Here is a 21,713-nt window from a genome sequence, read left to right as displayed (position 1 = left end):
GACCGCACCGGGCCGGTCCCCGATCACGGGCGCGCACCCCTCGCGGCGAGGCCCGAGCCGTCCCGGCCGCGATACGATGCTGAGGAGCCGACAAGCCGAAAACAGCAGGGAGACCACCTCGATGGCGAAGGCCGCCGCATCCACCGCCTTGAACTGGCGAGACATCCAGCTCGCACCGCTGATCCTCCTTTCCGGCCCCGAGGAGTACTTCGCCCAGCGGGCCCGGGATCTGCTGCGCAGCCAGCTCCGTCAGAGCCACCCGGATCTGGAACTGACCAGCTTCGACGCTTCGGAATACCAGCCCGGCGCGCTCTTGATGGCCTGCAGTCCGTCCCTCTTCGGTGAATTCAAACTCATCGAGGTGTCTCGGCTGGAAGCCATGAACGACGCGTTCCTCACCGACGCGCTGGAGCTGAGCGCCTCGGGCGCGGAAGACGCCGTCGTCGTGCTCCGTCATGGCGGTGGCAATCGGGGAAAGAAGCTCCTGGACGCCGTGAAATCCCGCTGGCCCGTCGTGGACTGCCAGCCCCTGAAGCGCGACACCGACAAGAACGCCTTCGTCACCTCCGAGTTCCGGGCGGCGAGCCGTCGCATCGAAGGTCCCGCCGTGGTGGCCCTGGTCAACGCTGTCGGCTCTCAGACCGCCGAACTGGCCGCAGCCTGTGGCCAGCTCATCGAAGACACCACCGGCACGGTCACCGCGGACGACGTGGAGAAGTACTACGGCGGCCGGATCGAGGCGACCTCCTTCAAGGTCGCCGACGCGGCCCTCGCCGGTGATGCGGCCGGCGCTCTTGCGACCCTGCGGTACGCCTTGGACTCCGGTGCGGATCCCGTCCCGCTCGTCGCGGCCCTGGCCGCCAAGCTGCGGACGCTGGCCCGGGTGGCGGGCAGCCGTGGATCCGCCGCCCAGGTGGCGCGTGATCTGGGGATGCAGCCGTGGCTCGTGGAGCAGGCTCAACGGGAGGTCCGCCGCTGGACGCCGGAGCAGCTGCGGCTCTGCGTCCGCGCGGTGGCCGAGGCCGACGCCCAGGTGAAGGGCCTGTCCCGGGATCCGGTGTACGCCGTCGAACGCGTGGTGCACCTGGTGGCCTCGTCCGTCCAGAGCCGTTGACGACAGGGCGTCGCCTGTCCGCGGCGACGCCCCGGATCGCGGGGGACCGGGCTCAGGGCCGCGATGGTGAACGCCGTCGTGACGGTTAACGCAAGAGTGGCCGGTCCCTGGGGGACCGGCCACTCCGAAGCAAGTGAGGTGTCAGCCTGTCGCGTCAGCGATCGGCCGCAGCGCTTCTCTTAGAGAGCGCTGACCTTCTTGTTGATCGCGGACTTGCGGTTGGCAGCGTTGTTCTTGTGAATGACGCCCTTGCTGACAGCCTTGTCCAGCTTACGGCTGGCCACCTTGACGGCGGACTCAGCGGCTTCCTTGTTACCAGCCTCAACCGCCTCGTTGACGGTCTTGATGAGGGTCTTGAGCTCAGACTTGACAGCGACGTTGCGCTGGCGAGCCTTCTCGTTGGTGAGGATGCGCTTCTTCTGAGACTTGATGTTAGCCACTTAGTGAACTCTCTTGTAATGACGGATGGGTCTAGAGGGCGTCAGATTGGCCATTGACTGAGCGGCGTGGGGATGCCTATGGCAGCCAATCATCAGTGTCCGTCGACCTGTGCGGACACACAGCAAACGATCTTAGCAGAATCACGCCTTGAATGGCCAAAGACTCAGTGTCCGGCGCGGCGGAGACCCTCGCTGACCTGGCTGAACCGCCGTCGGTCGAGCACGGCGCCTTCGCGGCGGATCGCGGCAGGATCGACCCGCACCACGCGGTTGACCTTGACTTCGCTCGGCCGCCCTTCGCGATCCCACGGACCGGACCCGATGTCGACGTAGGCGGCGTCGCGATGCGCGCCGTTGTTCCTGTCTTTGGAGGTCAGCATGAGGCCGAGCAGCCACGGTCCGTCCTCGCCCACCAGGAGGACAGGCCGGTCCTTGCCCTGCCGGTGGTCCTCTTCATAGGGGACCCAGGTCCACACGATCTCGCCGGGATCGGCCCTGCCGTCGGCCCGCGGTGAATAGCGCACGGCCACGACGCCGGTGAAGTCGCCGGGATAGGTGCCGGCCGCGCCGCGCCCCACGCGGGGTGTGCGGCGCGGCTTGGCGCCGAGGAACCTGAGGATGCGTGAGAACAAGCCGGCCATGTGGTCCAGGGTACCCAGGAAGACCGGCGCGGCGGTGGGGGAGGATGTGAGGAGAAGTGCTCCGAAACGTGGGAGAATGATTGATCTGACCCCTCGGTCCTGTTCCGCATGCCCGGCTTCACGCCGGGCCGCGCCGGAAGGACCGCCCGAAGGCAACAGTAAGGACTCCTGAGTGTCTCCCATGGCCCGCACTGCACCGGTGCCCGCCGCGACTGATCCGTCCGTGATCCGCAACTTCTGCATCATCGCGCACATCGATCACGGCAAGTCGACCCTCGCCGACCGCATGCTGCAGCTGACCGGCGTGGTCCAGCCCCGGGACATGAAGGCCCAGTACCTGGACCGCATGGACATCGAGCGCGAGCGTGGCATCACCATCAAATCCCAGGCCGTCCGCATGCCCTGGGAATTCGACGGCACGAGCTATGCGCTGAACATGATCGACACCCCGGGTCACGTCGACTTCACGTACGAGGTCTCCCGCTCGCTGGCCGCCTGTGAAGGCGCGATCCTTCTGGTGGACGCCGCGCAGGGCATCGAAGCCCAGACGCTGGCCAACCTCTACCTGGCCATGGAGAACGATCTGACGATCATCCCCGTGCTCAACAAGATCGACCTGCCCGCGGCCCAGCCGGAGAAGTACGCGGCGGAACTGGCCAACCTCATCGGCGGCAAGCCGGAGGATGTGCTCATGGTGTCCGGTAAGACCGGCGTCGGCGTCGAGGACCTGCTGGACAAGATCGTGCAGGACCTCCCGGCGCCCGTCGGCGATCCGGATGCGCCTGCCCGCGCCATGATCTTCGACTCGGTCTACGACACCTACCGTGGCGTGGTCACGTATGTCCGTGTCGTCGACGGCAAACTGTCGCCGCGCGAGCGCATTCAGATGATGTCCACCAAGGCGAGCCACGAGCTCCTCGAGATCGGCGTGAGCTCTCCGGAGCCGGTGCCGACGAAGGGACTGGGCGTCGGCGAAGTCGGCTACCTCATCACCGGTGTGAAGGACGTCCGTCAGTCCAAGGTCGGCGACACCGTCACCACGCTGCACAAGCCCGCATCGGAGTCCCTCGGCGGTTACGAGGACGCCAAGCCCATGGTCTTCTCCGGCCTGTACCCCCTCGACGGCACGGACTACCCGGTGCTTCGTGACGCGCTGGAGAAGCTGATGCTCAACGACGCGGCGCTCGTGTACGAGCCGGAGACGTCCGCGGCCCTGGGCTTCGGCTTCCGCGTGGGCTTCCTCGGCCTGCTCCACCTGGAGATCACCCGGGAACGCCTGGAGCGCGAGTACAAACTGGACCTGATCTCGACCGCTCCGAACGTGGAGTACGAGGTGACCCTCGAGGACAAGAAGGTCGTCCACGTCACGAACCCGAGCGAGTACCCGGTCGGCAAGGTCGCCGAGGTGCGTGAACCGATGGTGTCCGCCACGATCCTGGCGCCGAACGAGTTCGTCGGAGCCATCATGGAGCTGTGCCAGTCCCGGCGAGGCATCCTGGGCGGCATGGACTACCTCTCGGAGGACCGCGTCGAGATCCGTTACCGGCTCCCGCTGGCGGAGATCGTCTTCGACTTCTTCGACACGCTGAAGTCCAAGACCCGCGGCTACGGTTCGCTCGACTGGAAGGCCGACGGCGATCAGGTCGCCGACCTGGTCAAGGTCGACATCATGCTTCAGGGCGAGACGGTGGACGCCTTCAGCGCGATCACCCACCGTGACAAGGCCTACTCCTACGGCGTCATGATGACCTCCAAGCTCCGGGAACTGATCCCTCGCCAGCAATTCGAGGTCCCGATCCAGGCCGCCATCGGCGCGCGCATCATCGCCCGCGAGAACATCCGCGCCATCCGCAAGGACGTGCTCGCCAAGTGCTACGGCGGTGACATCAGCCGTAAGCGCAAGCTGCTGGAGAAGCAGAAGGAAGGCAAGAAGCGCATGAAGATGGTGGGCCGCGTCGAGGTCCCGCAGGAAGCCTTCATCGCCGCGCTGAGCAACGACGACGGCAACGGCAAGGACAAGGCCAAGAAGTAACCCATGCCCAGTGCGCTTCCTCTCGGTGACCCGGCTCCCGCGGACGGGCTCCTGGACCCCCAGGCCCGGGAAGGCGCGCAGGAGCGTGCCTTCAGCCTGTACATCCACGTGCCGTACTGCACGGTCCGCTGCGGTTACTGCGACTTCAACACCTACACGGCCACGGAACTCGGCGGTGGTGCGAGCCAGGACGAGTATGCCGGCACCGCGCTGTCCGAACTGGACTTCGCAGCCGGTGTCCTGGAGCGTTCCGGCATCCCGCGGCGCCCGGTGTCGACCGTCTTCTTCGGCGGCGGCACGCCGACCCTGCTCAACCCGGAGGAACTGGGTGCCCTGCTGGGCCGTGCCCGGGACCTCTGGGGTCTGGAACCGGGCGCGGAGGTGACCACCGAGGCCAATCCCGAGACGGTGACCGAGGAGTCCCTCGCGCGCCTGGCGGAAGCCGGTTTCACCCGCGTGTCCTTCGGCATGCAGTCCGCCGTGCCGCACGTGCTGAAGACGCTGGACCGGGTTCACCGGCCCGAGCGGGTCCCGCAGGTGGTGGCATGGGCCCGTGCCGCGGGTCTCAACGTGAGTCTGGACCTCATCTATGGGACCCCGGGGGAGTCGCTGGCCGATTGGGAACGTTCCCTGGACGCTGCGCTCACCTGCGAGCCAGACCACGTGAGCGCCTACGCCCTCATCATCGAGGACGGCACGAAGCTCGCCGCGCAGATCCGGCGCGGGGAGGTGCCCGACGTCGTCGACGACGACCATGCCGACAAGTACGAACTCGCCGAGCAGCGCCTCGCCGCCGCAGGCTTCGACTGGTACGAGGTCAGCAACTGGGCACGCGAGCCGGGTCAGGAATGCCGGCACAATCTCGCCTACTGGCGGGGCGACGACTGGTGGGGGATCGGCCCCGGCGCGCACTCGCACGTCGGCGGCGTACGGTGGTGGAACGTCAAGCACCCCCGTGCCTACGCGCAGCGCCTGGGGGACGGGGTCTCGCCGGCCGCGGGCAAGGAAGTGCTCGACGGCGACACCCGCTATCTCGAGGACATCCTCCTGCGCGTCCGGCTGGCTGAGGGCCTGCCCACCTCGGCGCTCCACGCCGAGGGGCGCACCGCCGTCGCTGGTCTGATCGCCGACGGCCTGATCGACCCTCAGGCCGCCTTCAAGGGCACCGTCCGCCTGAGCCTGCGGGGCCGCCTCCTGGCCGACGCCGTCGTACGCCGGCTTCTGCCGGACTGACCCTGCCGCCCGGCATCCGACGGTGGTCAGGGCACGAAGTGTTCAGGGCATGAAAAAGGCGGAACCCCGAGCCGGGGTTCCGCCTTTCGGCTACTTGATGAGCCGCAGGTTGTACTTGTAGCGGTATGGCTGGCCTCGGTTGACGTGGACGCCGGCGATCACGGAGAACACCGTGAGTGCGATCCAGATCAGGGCCGCGATCACCGCGAAGATCCCACCGATCCACGGGATGAGGCTCAAGATGTTCGCCACGACGGCCACCAGTGTGGGAGGCAGCGTGAAGTTGAGGGCTTCCTTCGCTTCCTGGGCCGTGAACGGTCCCCGGTCCTTGAAGATCAAGTAGATCAGCAGCGAGGGGATGAAGCCCAGAATGCCGCCGAAATGGGCCAGCATGGCCCATTGCCGGTCCTCGCTGGAGCTCAGCGGCTCCGGGACGGCGCTGGCGCCCGTGTAGGGGTGCTCCCCAGAGGTCTGACCGGGGTTGCCCTGGCCGGGGTTGTGCTGGGCCGGATTCTTCTGGGCCGGGCCGCCGTTCATGCCGGACGCGGAGCGCGGCTGATCGCCCGGGGAGGATGCTCCCTGGGGCTTCGGTCCGGATGCGTCAGACACAGCTTTTACTCCTGAGGTAGTTCCGGATCACGGGCGGCGCACGTGACGGCGTTTCCTACTCAGCATAGTGGCTGGGAGGTCAGGCCGTGAGGAAATCGATGACCTCCTCGACACGCCCCAGCAGGCTCGGTTCCAGGTCAGCGTAGCTGCGCACCGTGGAGAGCAGCTTCTGCCAGCCGAGGCCGATGTCCTCCGCGGTGGCGTGCGGCCAGCCGAAGGCCTGGAGGATGCCCGTCTTCCAGTCCGTGCCGCGGGGGATCTGCGGCCAGGCGGGGATGCCGAGGGTCTGCGGCTTGATGGCCTGCCACACATCGACGTAGGGATGGCCCACCACCAGGACGTTTCCGGCGACGCCCGGCTTGCGCATCAGGGCGTCGACGATCCGCTGCTCCTTCGAGCCGGGCACCAGGTGATCGACCAGGATGCCGAGCTTGCGGCCGGGCCCGGGGCCGAAGGCCGCGACGGCCGCTTCCAGGTCATCGATGCCGTGCAGGGGCTCGACGACGATGCCCTCCACCCGCAGATCGTCACCCCAGACGCGCTCGACGAGTTCGGCGTCGTGCTTGCCTTCCACCCAGATGCGGCTGGCGAGGGCCGTACGGGCTTTGGTGTCGACATGAAGGGAACCGCTGGCGGTGCGCCGGGGACCCTGCTGAGCGGCAGCGGCGCGCGGCGGAACGATCTTGACCGCCTCGCCGTCGAGGAGGAAGCCGAAGCCGAGCTGGAAGGAGCGCTCCTTGCCCCGGCGGTCCTCCAAGCTGAGGATGTGCATCCCGCCCGATTTCTCCACGCGTGTCACGGCGCCGACCCAGCCGGTCTGAACTTCCTCGAGGACCATGCCTCGCTCCACCGGCACCTCGCGCAGCTGCTTCTTGGCGGGCGCGCTGAGGTCCTGCGGTCCCCAGGAATGGATGGACATGAAGCCTCCTGCTGTTCTCCGCCTGGCGATGTCCCGGGTCCGGGGCAGGCATACTAGAATTAGCACTTAGAGAGGTAGAGTGCTAAGAGAAACGCCGAAGAGCAAGAGCATGTGGAGGTGGCCGAGTGAGTGATCCTCGTCGTCTCGAAGTCCTGCGCGCCATTGTGGAGGATTACGTCCACTTCCGGGAGCCGGTGGGATCGAAGGTGCTGGTGGAACGCCATCAGCTGGGTGTGTCCAGCGCGACGATCCGCAATGACATGGCGGCCCTGGAGGAGGAGGGGCTCATCGCGGCCCCTCATACGAGTGCCGGCCGCATTCCGACGGACAAGGGCTACCGTCTTTTCGTGGACCAGCTGGCCTCCGTCAAACCGCTGTCCGCCGCTGAGCGCCGCGCCATCCACTCCTTCCTCGACAGCGCCTCCGACCTTGATGACGTGTTGGAACGGTCGGCCCGGCTCCTGTCCCAGCTGACACGGCAGGTGGCCGTGGTCCAATACCCCAAGGCCAGCCAGGCCCGCCTGCGGCATCTCGAAGTGGTCGCGCTCGGAGGTCCCCAGGTGCTGCTCGTGCTGATCACCGACACCGGGTCGGTGGACCAGCGGGTGGTGGATCTGGGACAGGTCCTGGCGGAATCCGACGTCGCGGTGCTGAGGACGATGTTCCTGGCAGCCTGCGCTAATCAGCCGCTCGATGCGCTGCGGGAGACCGTCCCGGTCCTGACCGCGACGGTTGCCCCGGGCCTTCAGCAGCCCGCCGCCGCACTCGCGTCCGCGCTCCTGTCGCTTCTCGACTCGAGCGCCGAGGAGCGGATCGTCCTGGCGGGAACCGCCAATCTGGCGCGCGCCACCATGGATTTCCCCCTGAGCATCGGGCCGGTGCTGGAGGCGCTCGAGGAGCAGGTGGTCATGCTGCGGCTGCTCACCGAGATGCATCAGGACCAGCATGGCGTCGCCGTCAGCATCGGACGCGAGAACCCGTTCGACGAGCTCGCCGGCACCTCGGTGGTGGCCACCGGCTACGGCAAGGGGTCCGCCTCGAAGGTGGGCGTCCTCGGCCCCACCCGTATGGACTATCCGTCCTCCATGGCGGCGGTGCGCGCCGTCGCACGTTACCTTTCACGGATTCTGGCGGGGTGACCTGACCGGTCGCCCGACGCCACTGCATTTCACCCAACAGAGGAAGAGAAGTACACACACGTGAGCAGTCACTATGAAGTCCTCGGAGTCCCGCGCGACGCCAGCGGTGAGGAGATCAAGAAGGCCTACCGCAAGCTCGCGCGGACCCTCCACCCGGATGTCAACTCCGGGGACGACGCCGCCGAGCAGTTCAAGGCCGTGACGCATGCCTACGAGGTCCTCTCGGATCCCGAGAAGCGCCGGGTCTACGACACCACGGGCAATGAGAACGGCACCGACAACGGTTTCGGCGGATACTCCGGTTCCGGCTTCGCCTTCCAGGATATCTTCGACACCTTCTTCGGTGGCGGCGGCGCCGCTGCCGGCCCGGCCTCCCGGGTGCGGCGCGGCCAGGACGCCCTGGTCGAGGTCCGCATCGATCTCAAGGACGCCGTGTTCGGCGTGGAGAAGACGCTCGAGCTGGAGACGGCCGTGGTGTGTGAGACCTGCGACGGCAGCTGCTGCCAGCCGGGCACGAGCCCGGAGCGCTGCGATATCTGCCATGGCGCGGGCCAGGTCCAGCGCCCGGTGCGGTCCATCCTGGGCCAGGTCATGACGGCCGCCACGTGCCCCAGCTGCCAGGGCTTCGGCACCGTGATCAAGGACCCGTGCAACGAGTGCAACGGCCAGGGCCGCGTCCGCTCGCACCGTTCCCTCTCCATCAAGATCCCCGCCGGGGTGAGCACCGGAACCCGGATCCAGCTCTCCGGCCACGGTGAAGCCGGCATCGCCGGCGGTCCCTCGGGGGATCTGTACGTCCAGGTCAGGGTGAACCCGGACAAGACCTACACGCGCGACGGCGACGACCTGCAGGCCGCGCTGAAGGTCCCCATGACCGCGGCGGCCCTCGGCACCGACGTCGAGCTGGAGACCTTCGACGGTCCGCAGACGATCAGCATCAAGCCCGGCACGCAGTCCGGTGAGGTGATCACTCTCCATGAGCTCGGTGTCACCCACCTGCGCGGCTACGGCCGCGGCGATCTCAAGGTCCGCATCCAGGTGGAGACCCCCACGAAGCTCGACGCCGAACAGGAGGAGCTGCTGCGGAAGCTCGCCGGGCTCCGCGACGAGGAGTTCACCGAGGGCAAGCTCGCCAGCAGCGGCGGAATGTTCGCCAAGCTCCGCGACAAGTTCGGCAACCTCTGAGCCATGAGCAACCCGGTCTTCTTCGTCCCCGCCGGTTCCCTCGATGAGGTGGAGCCTTCCGGTCTCGTGACCGTCGACGGCGCCGAAGCGCGGCACGCCGTCACGGTCAAGCGGCTGTCGGCCGGCGAGGGCGTCGATCTCGTGGACGAGCAGGGGACACGCGTCATCGGCACGGTGGAATCGTCCGACGCTGGTGAGCTGGTGGTTCGGGCGCTCGAGATCGTGCGGGAACCGGCGGTGTCGCCCCGCCTGATCCTGGTGCAGGCCCTGGCGAAGGGCGACCGCGACGAGCAGGCGATCGAGAGCGCGACGGAACTGGGCATCGACGGGGTCATCCCGTGGCAGTCCGACCGTTCGATCGTCCGCTGGCGGGGGGACCGGGCGGCGAAGGCCCTGGCGAAGTGGCGTTCCGTCATCCGGGCCGCCACGAAGCAGTCGCGGCGCGCCCGTACACCGGAGGTCGAGGATGTCCTCGATTCGGCGGCACTCGCCCGGCGCATCTCCCGCTCGGGCGCGGCATTCGTCCTCCACGAGGACGCGAGTGGCTCGCTCGCCTCGCAGCTGGATGCCATCCGGGAGCTCGACGGTGAGGTTCTGCTCATCGTGGGACCGGAGGGTGGGATCTCCCCGTCCGAGGTGGCTGCGTTCCACGAGGCGGGTGCCCGCACCGCACTGCTGGGACCGCACGTGCTGCGGTCATCGTCGGCGGGACCGGCGGCGCTGGTCGTCGCGAACACCGTGCTCGGACGCTGGTGAGGCGGGATCTCAGCGGATGGTGACCGTCTTCGAATCCTGGACCGGCTGAGCCGTGCCGGGGACCGCGGCGGACACGGTCAGCTCGTACGTGCCCTTCGGCAGGTCGACCCGGGAGGCGAAGCGCCCCACCTTGACCGCCGTCTGAGTGACGGCGACCTTGTCCGAGGACAGCACGTCCTGGCCTTCGGGTGAGCCGGCCGGAGCGACCGACCAGGTCACGTCCTTCTGGCCGCCCAGCACCACGCCGTTGAATGCGACCGTGCCCGAGCTGAGGACGGCCTGGTCCTGGGGGACCATGATGCGCACAGGGGAGAGGAACGCGAGGTCCCGGTGGAACGGGAGATTCAAGGGGATCGAGCCGAACGCCTCGACGTCATTGCGCCCGTCGATCAGGAGCACGACGTCGGGTTCCACCGAAGCGTCGACCATTCCTGAAGCGCGCGCGGCGGACACCGCCGTGAAGACCAGCTGCTGCATGGCCCGTTTGGCCATCGACGGGTCGAGGTTCTTGGAGAAGGCGTCCGCACTGACATCCACCGTGATGGTCGAGACCCCGGACATGGACGCGGCCAGACGGTGCGGAGCCTGCCAGGCGGTGAAGTAGTCGGGATCCTCGGGCTTCTGGGCCATCATGACCTTCAGCGCCGAGGTGACAGGATCGTCGCCGGCGCCGGTCTTACGAGGCTCCGAGAAGAGATAAGCGTTGCCGCCCGTGCGCCCGATCCAGTAGACCTGCACCTGGGTCGCGGTGTCCGCCGTCTCGCTCGGGACCGCTGTGACATCCGGCACGGAGGTGGCCAGCGACTGCGGGTCCGGCAGACCGGACGACTCGGTCACCGAGGGTGTCGCCGTGCAGGCGGACAGGAGAGCCGCGGCGAGGGGGAGTGCCAGCAGACGCGCGGGAAGGCGCCGTCGTCGTGCGCTGATCGACGTCATGGTGCTCCTTCCTCCTGCCGGCCGGGTTGTTCCCTCGGGATCGATGGGTGATGCACGCCCATGCGAAAGGGCCTGCTGATCAGCACGCCCCACGTTCCACCTTGCCACACCCCGTCAGGTCGCCGTGCCTCTGAGCGGGCAGCCCCCGGAAGTGAAATCCGATTGATACCCCGCTGTGCCCAACCCGTGACCCTCCGGCGTCCTGACGTAGACTTTCAGCAGGCCATGGACTTCATGGCCGCACGATTTCCACGAAAGGGATATCCGGTCACGAGGGCCGGCACCATGAGCGAAGAAACCATGTCATCGGGGGCCCTGTCAGGTCATGCCGACTTCCCGCACAGCACGCCCCTCTCGCGGACCGAGGTCATCCTCTTCGACACGGGCGAGGCCATGGTGCGGGCACTGGGCGCCCACGACGAATCCCTGCGCGGTCTCGAGTCCGCCTTCCCCGCCGTGACGTTCCACGTGCGCGGCAACGAACTGACCCTGAAGGGTCCCACCGAGAACGTCCAGCTGGCACACCGTCTGGTCCTGGAACTCAAGTCGCTGTCGGAGCGGGGCACCCCCGTCACCCGCGAGCTCGTGGTCCAGCTCCTCGGCATGCTGAGCGCACGCACCGTGCCGACGCCCACCGAGGTCCTGACGCAGAACATCCTCAGCAGCCGCGGCCGCACGATCCGCCCCAAGACGCTCAATCAGAAGAGCTATGTCGATGCGATCGACCAGAACACGATCGTGTTCGGACTCGGCCCGGCCGGCACCGGCAAGACCTACCTGGCCATGGCGAAAGCGGTCCAGGCGCTGCAGAACAAGGAAGTCACCCGGATCATCCTCACGCGTCCCGCGGTCGAGGCGGGCGAACGGCTGGGCTTCCTACCCGGCACGCTCAATGACAAGATCGACCCGTACCTGCGACCGCTGTTCGACGCGCTGCACGACATGATGGATCCGGAGTCGATCCCGCGCCTGATGGCGGCGGGGACCATCGAGGTGGCGCCGCTCGCGTACATGCGTGGCCGCACCCTCAACGAGGCGTTCATCATTCTGGACGAGGCCCAGAACACCACCCCGGAGCAGATGAAGATGTTCCTCACCCGTCTGGGCTTCGGCTCCAAGATGGTGGTCACGGGTGACACCAGCCAGGTGGATCTGCCGGGCGGGACGACCTCGGGTCTCAAGATCGTCCAGGGCATCCTGGACGGCATCGAAGACATCAACTTCTCCGTCCTCGACGCCAGCGACGTGGTGCGCCACCGCCTCGTGGGGGACATCGTGACCGCTTACAACCATTGGGATGAGGAGCAGCAGCGAGGCACGCACCGCCGTCGCACCTCCTCCCGCCAGGCAGCAGGCCTGGACGGCAGCGCCGAGCGCAGCAGCACAGAGCACAGCACCACCGAGCCAGGAGCCACCGCATGAGCATCGAGGTCAACAACGAATCCGGCGTCGACGCCAATGCCGAGGACATCGTCCGCCTCGCGCGGTTCATCTTCGACGAGCTCTACATCCACCCCGAGGCCGAACTGTCCGTGCTCCTGGTCGACGAGCCCACGATGGAGAAGCTCCACATCGAGCTGATGGACGAGCCGGGCGCCACGGACGTGCTCTCGGTCCCCATGGATGAGCTGACCCCGGGTGCTCCCGGCCGGATCACCCCGGCCGGCATGCTGGGCGACATCGCCATCTGCCCGCAGGTGGCCGAGATCCAGGCGAAGAACGCCGGCCACAGCACCGAGGAGGAGATGCTCCTGCTCGCCACGCACGGAATCCTCCACCTCCTGGGCTTCGACCACGCTGAGCCGGAGGAGAAGGCCGAGATGTTCGGCCTTCAGCGCCAGCTGCTCTCCTCCTTCCTGGGCAAGGACGCCCCCCTGGAGACCACCGAATGACCCTGGCGGTACTGCTGGTCCTGACGGTCGTCTTCCTGGTCATCGGCGCCATCCTCTCGGCGGCCGAATCGGCCCTTGCGTTCCTGCCCCGTCACGCCCTCGACGATCTGGCTGAGTCCCGTCCCGGGCACGCGGCCAACCGGGTGCTCGACGACGCGCAGGCGCACCTGAGGTCGCTGCGCTTCTGGCGCATCTGGTTCGAGATGGCCGGCGCGGTCGCCCTGACGCTCGCGGTGTCCGGGCTCATCGAGAACGTATGGCTCGCGGGGCTCATCGCCACGGTCATCATGGCCCTGGTCGGCTTCGTGCTCGTCGGGGTGTCGCCGCGCCGTCTCGGCCGGCTGCACCCGGCCGCGACCGTCCGGTACACGGCGTCCCTCGTCCACGTCCTGCGCCTGGTCCTCGGCCCGATCCCGGAATGGCTGCAGCGTTTCGGCACGGCCGTGCTGCCGTCCTCGCACGGCTCGGACGTCGACACGCATGACGAGCTCGGTTCGCTGACCAGCGCCGAAGTGCGGGAGCTCTTCGAGCGCTCGAGCGATTCCGAGCTCATCGAAGAGGGCGAGGCCGAACTCATCCAGAGCGTCTTCGACCTGGAGGACACCCTCGTCCGCGCCGTCATGGTGCCCCGCACCGACATCGTCCACATCGGCAGCGAACAGACGCTGGAACAGGCGATGAGCCTCTTCCTGCGCAGCGGCAACTCGCGCGTCCCCGTCGTGGGGGAGAGCGCGGACGACGTGCTGGGCATCCTCTACCTGAAGGATGTGGCGGCGGCTCTGTTCGGACGTGGACCGGATTCCTCGATCTCCCTGATCGCCCTCATGCGGCCGGTGCGGTTCGTGCCGGAGTCGAAGCCGGTGGCGGAGCTTCTCAAGGAACTCCAGACCGAGCAGGTCCACATGGCGATCGTGATCGACGAATACGGCGGCACCGCGGGTCTGGTGACCCTGGAGGATCTCATCGAGGAGATCGTGGGCGAGATCGTGGACGAGTACGACTCCGAGGCTGCTGAGTTCGTCGAACTGGCGCCGGGCACGTTCCGGGTGAACGCCCGCATGCCGATCGACCACCTGGGTGAGCTTTTCGACCGGGAGATCGAGGACGACGACGTCGATTCCGTCGGCGGCCTCCTCGCCAAGGCGCTGGGCAGGGTTCCGATCCTGGGCAGCGTCGCCTGCACCCACGGGCTGCGGCTGGAAGCGCTGAGCATTGAGGGCCGGAGGAACCGTGTCCACCACGTCCTGGCCCAGGAGTCGAATGAAACTGAACGTGGGACCGCGGAGTCCCGGGAGGAAGAGGACTGATGTCGGGACGCAATGACGGGCTGATGCCCACACCGGAGAACAAGGATTACCGGGCAGGTTTCGCCATCCTGGTGGGACGTCCGAATGCGGGCAAGTCCACCCTGACCAACGCCCTGGTGGGGCAGAAGGTCGCCATCACCTCCAACAAGCCTCAGACCACCCGCCACACGATCCGCGGCATCCTGCACCGTCCCGACGCCCAGCTGGTCCTCGTCGACACGCCGGGCCTGCACCGGCCCCGCACGCTGCTGGGTCAGCGGCTGAACGATCTGGTGGCGGCCACCCTGTCCGAAGTGGACGTCATCGGGTTCTGCCTCCCGGCCAACGAGGCCGTGGGCCCCGGTGACCGTTTCATCGCACAGCAGCTGGCACTCCTCGGGCGCAAGCCCATCATCGCCGTCGTCACCAAGGCCGATCTGGTGAGCAAGGAGGACCTCGGCAAGCAGCTGCTGTCCGTCCACGCCATGGGCCAGGAGATTCTCGGCGGCGACGGCTTCAGGGACATCGTCCCGGTGTCGGCACAGGACGGTTTCCAGGTGACCACCCTGGAGGACGTGCTGATCTCGTACCTGCCGAAGTCGCCGCCGCTCTACCCGGACGGAGAGCTGACCGATGAGCCGGAAGCCGTCATGGTGGCCGAGCTGATCCGTGAGGCCGCTCTCGAAGGCGTTCGGGACGAACTGCCCCACTCCCTGGCCGTGGTGGTCGAGGAGATCGTCCCCCGGGAAGGACGTTCGGAAGACAACCCTCTCCTGGATGTCCGGGTGAACCTGTTCGTGGAACGGCCTTCCCAGAAGGCGATCATCATCGGCCGCGCGGGCAGCAGGCTCAAAGAAGTCGGCACGCGCGCCCGCAAGGGCATCGAGGCGCTGCTGGGCACGAAGGTGTACCTCGATCTGCACGTGAAGGTGGCCAAGGACTGGCAGCGGGATCCCAAGCAGCTGGGGCGGATGGGCTTCTGAGCAGGACTCTTCGGAGATCTGTCAGCTCAAATGCAGGAATCGGCTCTACGATGGGACGGTTCTGTTTGTTTCGAAAGGCCCCTTGAGTGACCAAGCCACCCCATGCCGCACGACGGGCGGATGACACGCTCCGCAAAGCGCGTGCTCACGCATCTGACGCCAAGGTGCACGAAGCACGCCACCTGACCCGGCCGTCCGGAGCCCCGCTCTGGGTGAAGGTCACGGCGTGGGTCGCCAGCGCCGCCCTCATCGCGGTGCTCGGGTTCGCCGGGTACTGGTACTTCCGCCTGCAGGGCAATCTGAACACCGCGCCCCTTACGGCGTCGGGCCGGGACAAGGGGACTCTCAACGACGCGACCGACCGTCTGCAGATCCTGATCATGGGCACGGACACCCGTGACGGCAAGAACAAGGCCTACGGCACGTCGGACCAGTCGTCCGGGTACGGCAATTCGGATGTGCTGATGCTGCTGGACATCTCCGCGGACAACCAGCGGGTCAGCATGGTGTCCTTCCCGCGCGACCTGGTCGTCTCCATTCCGCAGTGCACCGACCCCAAGACCAAACAGGTCAAGGCGCCCCGGCCGGACTCGCAGATCAACGGCGCGATGTCCGAAGCGGGTCCGGGCTGCACCGTCGACACGATCAACAAGCTGACCGGTCTGGAGATCGACCACTTCATGATGGCCGACTTCAACGCCGTGAAGGAGCTGTCCAACGAGGTGGGTGGCGTGGAGGTCTGCGTCAACGCGCCGATCGACGATCCGGACTCCAGGCTCAAGCTCCCCGCCGGCAAGTCGCTCGTCCAGGGCGATCAGGCCCTGGCCTTCCTGCGTAACCGCCACGGTGTGGGCGACGGCAGTGACATCTCCCGCATCAAGTCGCAGCAGCAGTTCCTGGCCTCCCTGGCCCGGAAGGTGCGGAGCGACGGCACACTCACCAATCTCCCGAAGCTCCTGGGCATCGCGGACACGGTGACCAAGAACCTCACGGTGGATGAGGGGCTCGCCAATCCGCAGACCCTGATCACCATCGCCCAGCGACTGCAGAAGGTGGATCTCGCCAAGGTCGCCTTCGTGACGGTGCCGTGGGAGCCGTCGGTCGTGAACCCGACGGCCTGGGTCCAGCCGAAGGAACCGGATGCGGGCCAGCTGTTCAAGGCGATGCGTGAGGGAGTCGACCTCACCAACCCCAACGCGGCCAAGCCGAAGCCCAAGCCCAGCGCGACGCCGTCGTCGACGCCGTCCTCCACTCCCTCCGCCACCACGAACCCGGCTCCGGGCGTCGATCAGTCGACCGCGCCGGTGACCGTGGCGAACGCCACCGGCGTCGAGGGCCGGAGCCAGGAGCTCAACACCTTCCTCCTGGCCAAGGGCTTCCTGGTCCAGGCGGCGGTCCCGGCGGAGACGACCGCCAAGACGGTCGTGTACTACTCATCCGCCTACCGCGGCGCGGCCGTCAAGGTGGCCACGGCCCTCGGCATCCCGCAGGCGCAGCTGAAGCCCAGCGCCGACATCCTGGGTGTCCAGGTCGCCGTGGGCACGGACTTCGCCTCCGGCACCGCGTACCAGACGGTTCAGCTGCCCAAGGACATCGTCGGCCAGACGGCCGCGGACCAGACCTGCCAGAGCGCGTTCACCGGCTGACGGGCGCAGGCGCCGCGGCAGACGGCGAGGGCCGTGAAGAGGAATCCTCTTCACGGCCCTCGCCGTCTCCCTGGAAGGCGTCACCAGATGCGGACGCGTTCCTCCTCGGGGAGCCACATGGCGTCGCCCTCCCGGACGTCGAAGGCCTCGTGGAAGGCGTCCAGGTTCCGCACGGTCGCGTTTGCGCGGAACTCATTGGGGGAGTGCGGGTCGATCGTGACGCGGCGGATCGCCTCTTCGCTGCGGATCACCTGGCGCCAGCTCGTGGCCCATGCGAAGAAGAAGCGCTGGGCGCCTGTCAGGCCGTCGAGGACCGGGGCCTCTCCGCCGTCGAGCGTGGCCAGGTAGGCCTTGTACGCGATGCCCAGTCCACCGAGGTCTCCGATGTTCTCGCCGAGGGTGAGCTCACCGTTCACACGATGACCCGGGGCCTCCGCCGGTTCCAGAGCGTTGAACTGATCGACGAGGCGCCGAGTGCGACCCTCGAACGCTTCGCGGTCGGCGTCGGTCCACCAGTTGCGCAGGGTGCCGTCGCCGTCGTACTGGGAACCCTTGTCGTCGAAGCCGTGCCCGATCTCGTGACCGATGACGGCGCCGATCGCGCCGTAGTTGACCGCGTCATCGGCGTCGGCCTGGAAGAACGGCGGCTGCAGGATCGCGGCCGGGAAGACGATCTCATTCAGCACCGGGTGGTAGTAGGCGTTGACTGTCTGGGGCGTCATGAGCCACTTCTCATGGTCGACCTCCTTGCCCACTTCGTCCAGGTGCCGGTCCACGTCGGCGCTGTGGGCACGCTCCACATTGCCCAGCAGGTCGGCGGGGTCGATGACCACGGACGAGTAGTCGGTCCACTTGGCCGGGTAGCCGATCTTGGTCCGGAACGAGTCGAGCTTCGCGAGGGCGCGGGTCTTGGTCTCCTCGCCCATCCAGTCGAGTCCGGTGATGCTGCTGCGGTACGCCTCCACGAGGTTCGCCACCAGCTCCTCCATGCGCGCCTTGTGGCTCTCCGGGAAGTGCTTGCGGACATACAGCTCGCCGATCGCCTCGCCGAGCGCATCCTCGACGACGGCGACGCCGCGCTTCCAGCGTTCCTTCAGTTCGGGGGTGCCGCTGAGCACGGTGCCGTAGAACGCGAAGTTCTCCTGCACGAAGGGGGAGGAGAGGTACGGGGCCGCGGCGCCGACGATCCTGGCCGCGAGCCAGTCCCGCCAGCTCTGCACGGGTTCGGAGGACAGCAGCTCCAGCAGGGCGGGGAAGTACTCCGGCGTGCTGAGGACCACCTCTCCGTAGACGGCTTCGTCGATCCCGGCCGCTTCGAACCAGGGGCGCGCGAAGGGGAAGACCTCGGCGAACTCCGCCGCGGTGCGGAGGTTGTAGGTCTTCTGAGGGTCGCGGAGGGTGACCTTGTCCCAGTGCGTCGCGGCGATCCGGCGCTCGAGCGCCACGATGCGCTCCGCGGCGCCCTCGGGATCGTCCCACTCGGCCAGCGCAAGGATCCGGCCGAGGTGCTCCTGGTACTTGGCCACGGTTTCCGCGAACTGTTCCTCGCGGTAGTAGCTTTCGTCGGGCAGGCCGAGGCCTGATTGTCCGAGGTAGAGCAGGACCCGGGTGGGATCGCCGGCGTCGGGGGACGGGTAGAGATAGAAGAGGCCCGGGACGTCCGCGCGGAAGAGTTCGCCCACGCGGCGGATCACCGCTTCCGGGCCGTCGAGCTCGGCCAGCGCGGCAAGACGCTCACGGATCGGGTCCAGGCCGAGTGCCTCGACACGGGCTTCATCCATGAAGCTCGCGTAGAGCCCGCCGATCTGCGCGGCGATCCCGCCTTCGGCCTGCCCTCGGTCGGCGGCGTCTTCGATCAGGGTGCGGACCGCCTCCTCCGAGGCGTCGCGGAGCGCGGTGAACGTGCCTTCGAGCGAACGGTCGTCGCGGATCGTGGTGGAGGACAGCCAGGCGCCGTTGACGTGGCGGTAGAAGTCATCCTGGGCTCGCGTCCCGGGGTCGACGTGGCCGAGTTCAATACCGGATGGATTCAAAGGGGAATCTCTCCTTTGCAGGATGGCCCCTGGTCGGGCCACATGGTGGACATCGTGGTGATGCGGGACACCCTCATCCTAAGCACGTGCTAACCTGACAACGTGCATGCAGGGCTGCTTCTTCTTAGCTGCCGTGGCGAGGCCTGATTCTTTACCGTTGTGAAGCTGGGCTCCCTCGTCGCGGAGTCTGTTGCGCCCGGCTATCTTGACAGCCCTCACGAGTAAAAGGCACTGAAATCACATGCGAAATGCACAGCAGCCCTCGGGCATGCCTGTCCACCGTTACATCCCGTTCCACGAGCAGATCACCGTCGATCTGCCGGACAGGACCTGGCCGGACAAGCGGATCACCACGGCGCCCCGCTGGTGCGCGGTCGATCTGCGCGATGGGAATCAGGCGCTCATCGACCCCATGAGCCCGGCCCGCAAGATGAAGATGTTCGATCTGCTGGTCCGCATGGGCTACAAGGAGATCGAGGTCGGCTTCCCTTCCGCTTCCCAGACGGACTTCGACTTCGTCCGCCAGCTGATCGAGGGGAACCACATCCCGGACGATGTGACCATCCAGGTGTTGACCCAGGCCCGTGAGCACCTGATCGAGCGCACGTACGAGGCCATCACCGGCGCCAAGAACGTGATCGTCCACCTCTACAACTCCACGTCGACGCTGCAGCGCCGCGTCGTGTTCAAGCAGGACGAGGACGGGATCCTGGACATCGCCCTGCAGGGCGCCCGGCTGTGCAAGAAGTACGAGGAGACGCTGACCGACACCAATGTCACGTACGAGTACTCGCCGGAGTCCTTCACGGGCACGGAGCTCGAGTACGCCGTGCGGGTCTGCAACGCCGTAGCGGACATCTTCGAGGCGTCCGCCGACCGCCAGGTGATCATCAACCTGCCGGCGACGGTGGAGATGGCCACCCCGAACGTCTATGCCGACTCCATCGAGTGGATGCACCGGAACCTGCACCCGCGGGAAGGCATCATCCTCTCCCTGCACCCGCACAATGACCGGGGCACCGGCGTCGCGGCCGCCGAGCTGGGCTACCTGGCAGGCGCCGACCGCATCGAGGGCTGCCTGTTCGGCAACGGCGAACGCACCGGCAATGTGGACCTGGTGACGCTGGGCCTGAACATGTTCGTCCAGGGCGTGGACCCCATGATCGATTTCTCGAACATCGACGAGATCCGCCGGACCGTGGAGTACTGCAACCAGCTGCCCGTCCCCGAGCGTTCCCCGTACGGTGGCGATCTGGTCTTCACCGCGTTCTCCGGTTCCCACCAGGACGCCATCAAGAAGGGCCTGGAGGCCCTCGAGCAGGACGCTCAGGCGGCCGGCGTCGAGGTCGACGAGTTCACCTGGCAGGTCCCGTACCTGCCCATCGACCCGAAGGATGTGGGCCGGAACTATGAGGCGGTCATCCGCGTGAACTCGCAGTCCGGCAAGGGCGGCGTCGCGTACCTGCTGAAGTCCGAACACCACCTGGACCTGCCGCGCCGTGCCCAGATCGAGTTCTCCGGCGTCATCCAGCGCCGCACGGACACCGTCGGCGGCGAGGTCAGCGCGGACGAGCTGTGGAAGGCGTTCCAGGACGAATACCTGCCCGCCAAGGATGCCGCGCAGCAGTGGGGCCGTTACGCTCTCGGCGCGACTCGCACCGAATCGGACGAGGACGGGGCCGTGACCCTCCACGCGTCGATGCGGGTGGACGGCCAGATCGTGGACCGCACGGGACACGGCAACGGCCCCATCGCCGCCCTGCTGGACATCCTGAGCAAGGACGGCGTCGACGTCCGCGTGCTGGACTACAGCGAGCACGCGCTGAGCGAGGGCGGCAACGCCCTGGCGGCCGCCTACGTCGAGTGTGCCGTGGGGGAGCGGGTCCTGTGGGGCACCGGCATCGACTCGAACACCAGCACGTCCTCGCTGAAGGCCGTGATCTCCGCGGTCAACCGGGCCATCCGGGACCGCTCCATCTGAGAGGGGCCCGTCGCCCGACGTCCCGGACGGCGCAGGCTGAATCTCCGCCGGCCCCGGCGGTGCTCCGACTCCCGGAGCGCCGCCGGGGCCTTTCGGCGTCCGGAAGTGGGAGAATGGAACCGTGGCAGAGGCGAGTTTCACATCACGCGCATACCGCGACGACGCCGTCGTGCTGCGCACCCATAAGCTGGGCGAGGCGGACCGGATCCTGACGCTGCTGACGAAGCACCACGGTCAGATCCGTGCGGTGGCCCGCGGGGTCCGGCGGACCAGCAGCCGTTTCGGCTCCCGGCTCGAACCCTTCATGGTGGCGGATCTGCAGCTGGTGCCGGGACGGAGCCTCGAAGTCGTCACCCAGGCCCAGAGCAAAGGCTCCTACGGGCATGCGATCGCCTCCGATTACTCGCGCTACACGGTGGCGGCGGCCATGGTGGAGACGGCGGAGAAGCTGACCGACGTCGACGGCGACTCGGGCACCGCCCAGTACCTTCTGCTCGTGGGGGCGCTGGCGGCGCTCAGTCGCGGCGCCTACGCGCCCGGCCTCATTCTCGACTCGTATCTCCTGCGGGCCCTGTCCACCGGCGGCTGGGCCCCGAGCTTCACCTCCTGCGCCCGCTGCGACGCCCCTGGCCCGCACACCGCGTTCAACGCGGCTCTGGGCGGCATGGTGTGCGCGGACTGCCGGCCACCCGGGTCGCCTGCTCCTGCTCCGGAGACCATCACCTTGCTCGCGGCACTGCTGAGTGGTGACTGGGAGACGGCGGGGGAGTCGCCGGAACGTGCCAGGACCGAAGCCGCGGGGCTCGTGTCCGCCTATCTACAATGGCACCTGGAACGCAGGGTGAAGTCCTTGCAGCATGTCGACCGTTCGTCCTGAACTGAGGAATT

Annotated in this window: 19 protein-coding genes; 13 read left to right on the top strand and 6 right to left on the bottom strand. The window is 67.4% G+C overall.

Features of this window, described 5'->3' with window-relative positions; translation table 11 throughout:
• The first annotated feature begins 121 nt into the window (after positions 1-121).
• Positions 122-1,114, top strand: a complete 993-nt coding sequence (holA, locus tag BLV63_RS10925; protein WP_066212617.1) for a DNA polymerase III subunit delta — start codon at positions 122-124, stop codon at positions 1,112-1,114.
• 179 nt (positions 1,115-1,293) lie between these two features.
• Here the strand turns inward: holA and rpsT are convergent, their stop codons facing one another.
• Together rpsT and BLV63_RS10915 are read right to left on the bottom strand one after the other, a co-directional pair.
• The gene (gene rpsT, locus BLV63_RS10920) at positions 1,294-1,554 is read right to left on the bottom strand and encodes a 30S ribosomal protein S20 (RefSeq protein WP_066212615.1); all 261 of its coding nucleotides are present in this window, start codon (positions 1,552-1,554) and stop codon (positions 1,294-1,296) included.
• A gap of 164 nt (positions 1,555-1,718) precedes the next feature.
• On the bottom strand, positions 1,719-2,195 hold the full coding sequence (locus tag BLV63_RS10915) for a type II toxin-antitoxin system PemK/MazF family toxin (RefSeq protein ID WP_066212613.1): 477 nt from the start codon (positions 2,193-2,195) through the stop codon (positions 1,719-1,721).
• Positions 2,196-2,367: 172 nt separating this feature from the next.
• On the opposite strand from BLV63_RS10915, the gene lepA reads away from it, so the two are divergent.
• Both lepA and hemW read left to right on the top strand, forming a co-directional pair.
• Positions 2,368-4,227, top strand: coding sequence for a translation elongation factor 4 (gene lepA / locus BLV63_RS10910; protein ID WP_066212610.1), 1,860 nt, complete (start codon positions 2,368-2,370; stop codon positions 4,225-4,227).
• Positions 4,228-4,230: 3 nt separating this feature from the next.
• Positions 4,231-5,460, top strand: a complete 1,230-nt coding sequence (gene hemW, locus BLV63_RS10905; RefSeq protein ID WP_066212607.1) for a radical SAM family heme chaperone HemW — start codon at positions 4,231-4,233, stop codon at positions 5,458-5,460.
• Positions 5,461-5,550: 90 nt separating this feature from the next.
• Here the strand turns inward: hemW and BLV63_RS10900 are convergent, their stop codons facing one another.
• Both BLV63_RS10900 and BLV63_RS10895 read right to left on the bottom strand, forming a co-directional pair.
• On the bottom strand, positions 5,551-5,997 hold the full coding sequence (locus BLV63_RS10900; RefSeq protein WP_066213090.1) for a DUF4870 domain-containing protein: 447 nt from the start codon (positions 5,995-5,997) through the stop codon (positions 5,551-5,553).
• Between the two features lie 151 nt (positions 5,998-6,148).
• Positions 6,149-6,988 carry a DUF3097 domain-containing protein gene (locus BLV63_RS10895; protein ID WP_066212605.1) on the bottom strand — a complete coding sequence of 280 codons (840 nt, stop codon included), beginning with the start codon at positions 6,986-6,988 and terminating at the stop codon, positions 6,149-6,151.
• 125 nt (positions 6,989-7,113) lie between these two features.
• On the opposite strand from BLV63_RS10895, the gene hrcA reads away from it, so the two are divergent.
• The 3 genes from hrcA to BLV63_RS10880 are packed head-to-tail and all read left to right on the top strand — an operon-like array spanning position 7,114 to position 10,068.
• Positions 7,114-8,127 carry a heat-inducible transcriptional repressor HrcA gene (hrcA, locus tag BLV63_RS10890; RefSeq protein ID WP_066212603.1) on the top strand — a complete coding sequence of 338 codons (1,014 nt, stop codon included), beginning with the start codon at positions 7,114-7,116 and terminating at the stop codon, positions 8,125-8,127.
• A 60-nt stretch (positions 8,128-8,187) separates the two neighbouring features.
• A complete protein-coding gene (gene dnaJ, locus BLV63_RS10885; protein ID WP_066212601.1) occupies positions 8,188-9,312 on the top strand; it encodes a molecular chaperone DnaJ in 1,125 nt (374 codons plus the stop codon).
• 3 nt (positions 9,313-9,315) lie between these two features.
• Positions 9,316-10,068, top strand: coding sequence for a 16S rRNA (uracil(1498)-N(3))-methyltransferase (locus BLV63_RS10880; RefSeq protein ID WP_066212599.1), 753 nt, complete (start codon positions 9,316-9,318; stop codon positions 10,066-10,068).
• 9 nt (positions 10,069-10,077) lie between these two features.
• On the opposite strand, the gene BLV63_RS10875 is transcribed toward BLV63_RS10880, so the two are convergent.
• Positions 10,078-11,004 carry a GerMN domain-containing protein gene (locus BLV63_RS10875; protein ID WP_066212597.1) on the bottom strand — a complete coding sequence of 309 codons (927 nt, stop codon included), beginning with the start codon at positions 11,002-11,004 and terminating at the stop codon, positions 10,078-10,080.
• A 285-nt stretch (positions 11,005-11,289) separates the two neighbouring features.
• On the opposite strand from BLV63_RS10875, the gene BLV63_RS10870 reads away from it, so the two are divergent.
• The 5 genes from BLV63_RS10870 to BLV63_RS10850 all read left to right on the top strand — a co-directional run bounded on the left by BLV63_RS10870 (position 11,290) and on the right by BLV63_RS10850 (position 16,811).
• Positions 11,290-12,426, top strand: a complete 1,137-nt coding sequence (locus BLV63_RS10870; protein ID WP_174521258.1) for a PhoH family protein — start codon at positions 11,290-11,292, stop codon at positions 12,424-12,426.
• The gene (gene ybeY / locus BLV63_RS10865; protein ID WP_066212595.1) at positions 12,423-12,896 is read left to right on the top strand and encodes an rRNA maturation RNase YbeY; all 474 of its coding nucleotides are present in this window, start codon (positions 12,423-12,425) and stop codon (positions 12,894-12,896) included. The genes BLV63_RS10870 and ybeY overlap by 4 nt, the downstream gene beginning before the upstream one ends.
• Entirely contained in the window at positions 12,893-14,203 is a 1,311-nt protein-coding gene (locus BLV63_RS10860) for a hemolysin family protein (RefSeq protein WP_066212593.1), read from the top strand. The genes ybeY and BLV63_RS10860 overlap by 4 nt, the downstream gene beginning before the upstream one ends.
• Positions 14,203-15,165, top strand: coding sequence for a GTPase Era (era, locus tag BLV63_RS10855; protein WP_066212591.1), 963 nt, complete (start codon positions 14,203-14,205; stop codon positions 15,163-15,165). Before BLV63_RS10860 ends, era begins: the two co-directional genes overlap by 1 nt.
• A gap of 86 nt (positions 15,166-15,251) precedes the next feature.
• The gene (locus tag BLV63_RS10850; protein ID WP_244907136.1) at positions 15,252-16,811 is read left to right on the top strand and encodes an LCP family protein; all 1,560 of its coding nucleotides are present in this window, start codon (positions 15,252-15,254) and stop codon (positions 16,809-16,811) included.
• An 80-nt stretch (positions 16,812-16,891) separates the two neighbouring features.
• Here the strand turns inward: BLV63_RS10850 and BLV63_RS10845 are convergent, their stop codons facing one another.
• Positions 16,892-18,844 (bottom strand): M13 family metallopeptidase, encoded by a 1,953-nt coding sequence (locus BLV63_RS10845; RefSeq protein ID WP_066212588.1) that lies wholly within the window; start codon positions 18,842-18,844, stop codon positions 16,892-16,894.
• 241 nt (positions 18,845-19,085) lie between these two features.
• Here BLV63_RS10845 and leuA point away from each other — a divergent pair, with 241 nt between their 5' ends.
• Both leuA and recO read left to right on the top strand, forming a co-directional pair.
• Complete coding sequence (gene leuA, locus BLV63_RS10840; RefSeq protein WP_066212585.1) at positions 19,086-20,825, top strand: 2-isopropylmalate synthase; 1,740 nt, start codon at positions 19,086-19,088, stop codon at positions 20,823-20,825.
• Between the two features lie 121 nt (positions 20,826-20,946).
• Complete coding sequence (gene recO, locus BLV63_RS10835; protein WP_066212582.1) at positions 20,947-21,702, top strand: DNA repair protein RecO; 756 nt, start codon at positions 20,947-20,949, stop codon at positions 21,700-21,702.
• Positions 21,703-21,713: the final 11 nt, after the last annotated feature.

This window comes from Arthrobacter woluwensis (assembly GCF_900105345.1).
Classification (GTDB): Bacteria; Actinomycetota; Actinomycetes; order Actinomycetales; family Micrococcaceae; genus Arthrobacter_E; species Arthrobacter_E woluwensis.
This window is presented reverse-complemented; position numbering and strand designations above follow the sequence as displayed.

Bases quoted from the DNA above. Each gene is read 5' to 3' on its own strand.
- BLV63_RS10870 (WP_174521258.1), top strand. From the start codon at position 11,290: ATGAGCGAAGAAACCATGTCATCGGGGGCCCTGTCAGGTCATGCCGAC.
- BLV63_RS10875 (WP_066212597.1), bottom strand. From the start codon at position 11,004: ATGACGTCGATCAGCGCACGACGACGGCGCCTTCCCGCGCGTCTGCTG.
- BLV63_RS10915 (WP_066212613.1), bottom strand. From the start codon at position 2,195: ATGGCCGGCTTGTTCTCACGCATCCTCAGGTTCCTCGGCGCCAAGCCG.
- BLV63_RS10900 (WP_066213090.1), bottom strand. From the start codon at position 5,997: ATGAACGGCGGCCCGGCCCAGAAGAATCCGGCCCAGCACAACCCCGGC.
- holA (WP_066212617.1), top strand. From the start codon at position 122: ATGGCGAAGGCCGCCGCATCCACCGCCTTGAACTGGCGAGACATCCAG.
- BLV63_RS10895 (WP_066212605.1), bottom strand. From the start codon at position 6,988: ATGTCCATCCATTCCTGGGGACCGCAGGACCTCAGCGCGCCCGCCAAG.
- ybeY (WP_066212595.1), top strand. From the start codon at position 12,423: ATGAGCATCGAGGTCAACAACGAATCCGGCGTCGACGCCAATGCCGAG.
- hemW (WP_066212607.1), top strand. From the start codon at position 4,231: ATGCCCAGTGCGCTTCCTCTCGGTGACCCGGCTCCCGCGGACGGGCTC.
- BLV63_RS10860 (WP_066212593.1), top strand. From the start codon at position 12,893: ATGACCCTGGCGGTACTGCTGGTCCTGACGGTCGTCTTCCTGGTCATC.
- BLV63_RS10880 (WP_066212599.1), top strand. From the start codon at position 9,316: ATGAGCAACCCGGTCTTCTTCGTCCCCGCCGGTTCCCTCGATGAGGTG.
- era (WP_066212591.1), top strand. From the start codon at position 14,203: ATGTCGGGACGCAATGACGGGCTGATGCCCACACCGGAGAACAAGGAT.
- leuA (WP_066212585.1), top strand. From the start codon at position 19,086: ATGCGAAATGCACAGCAGCCCTCGGGCATGCCTGTCCACCGTTACATC.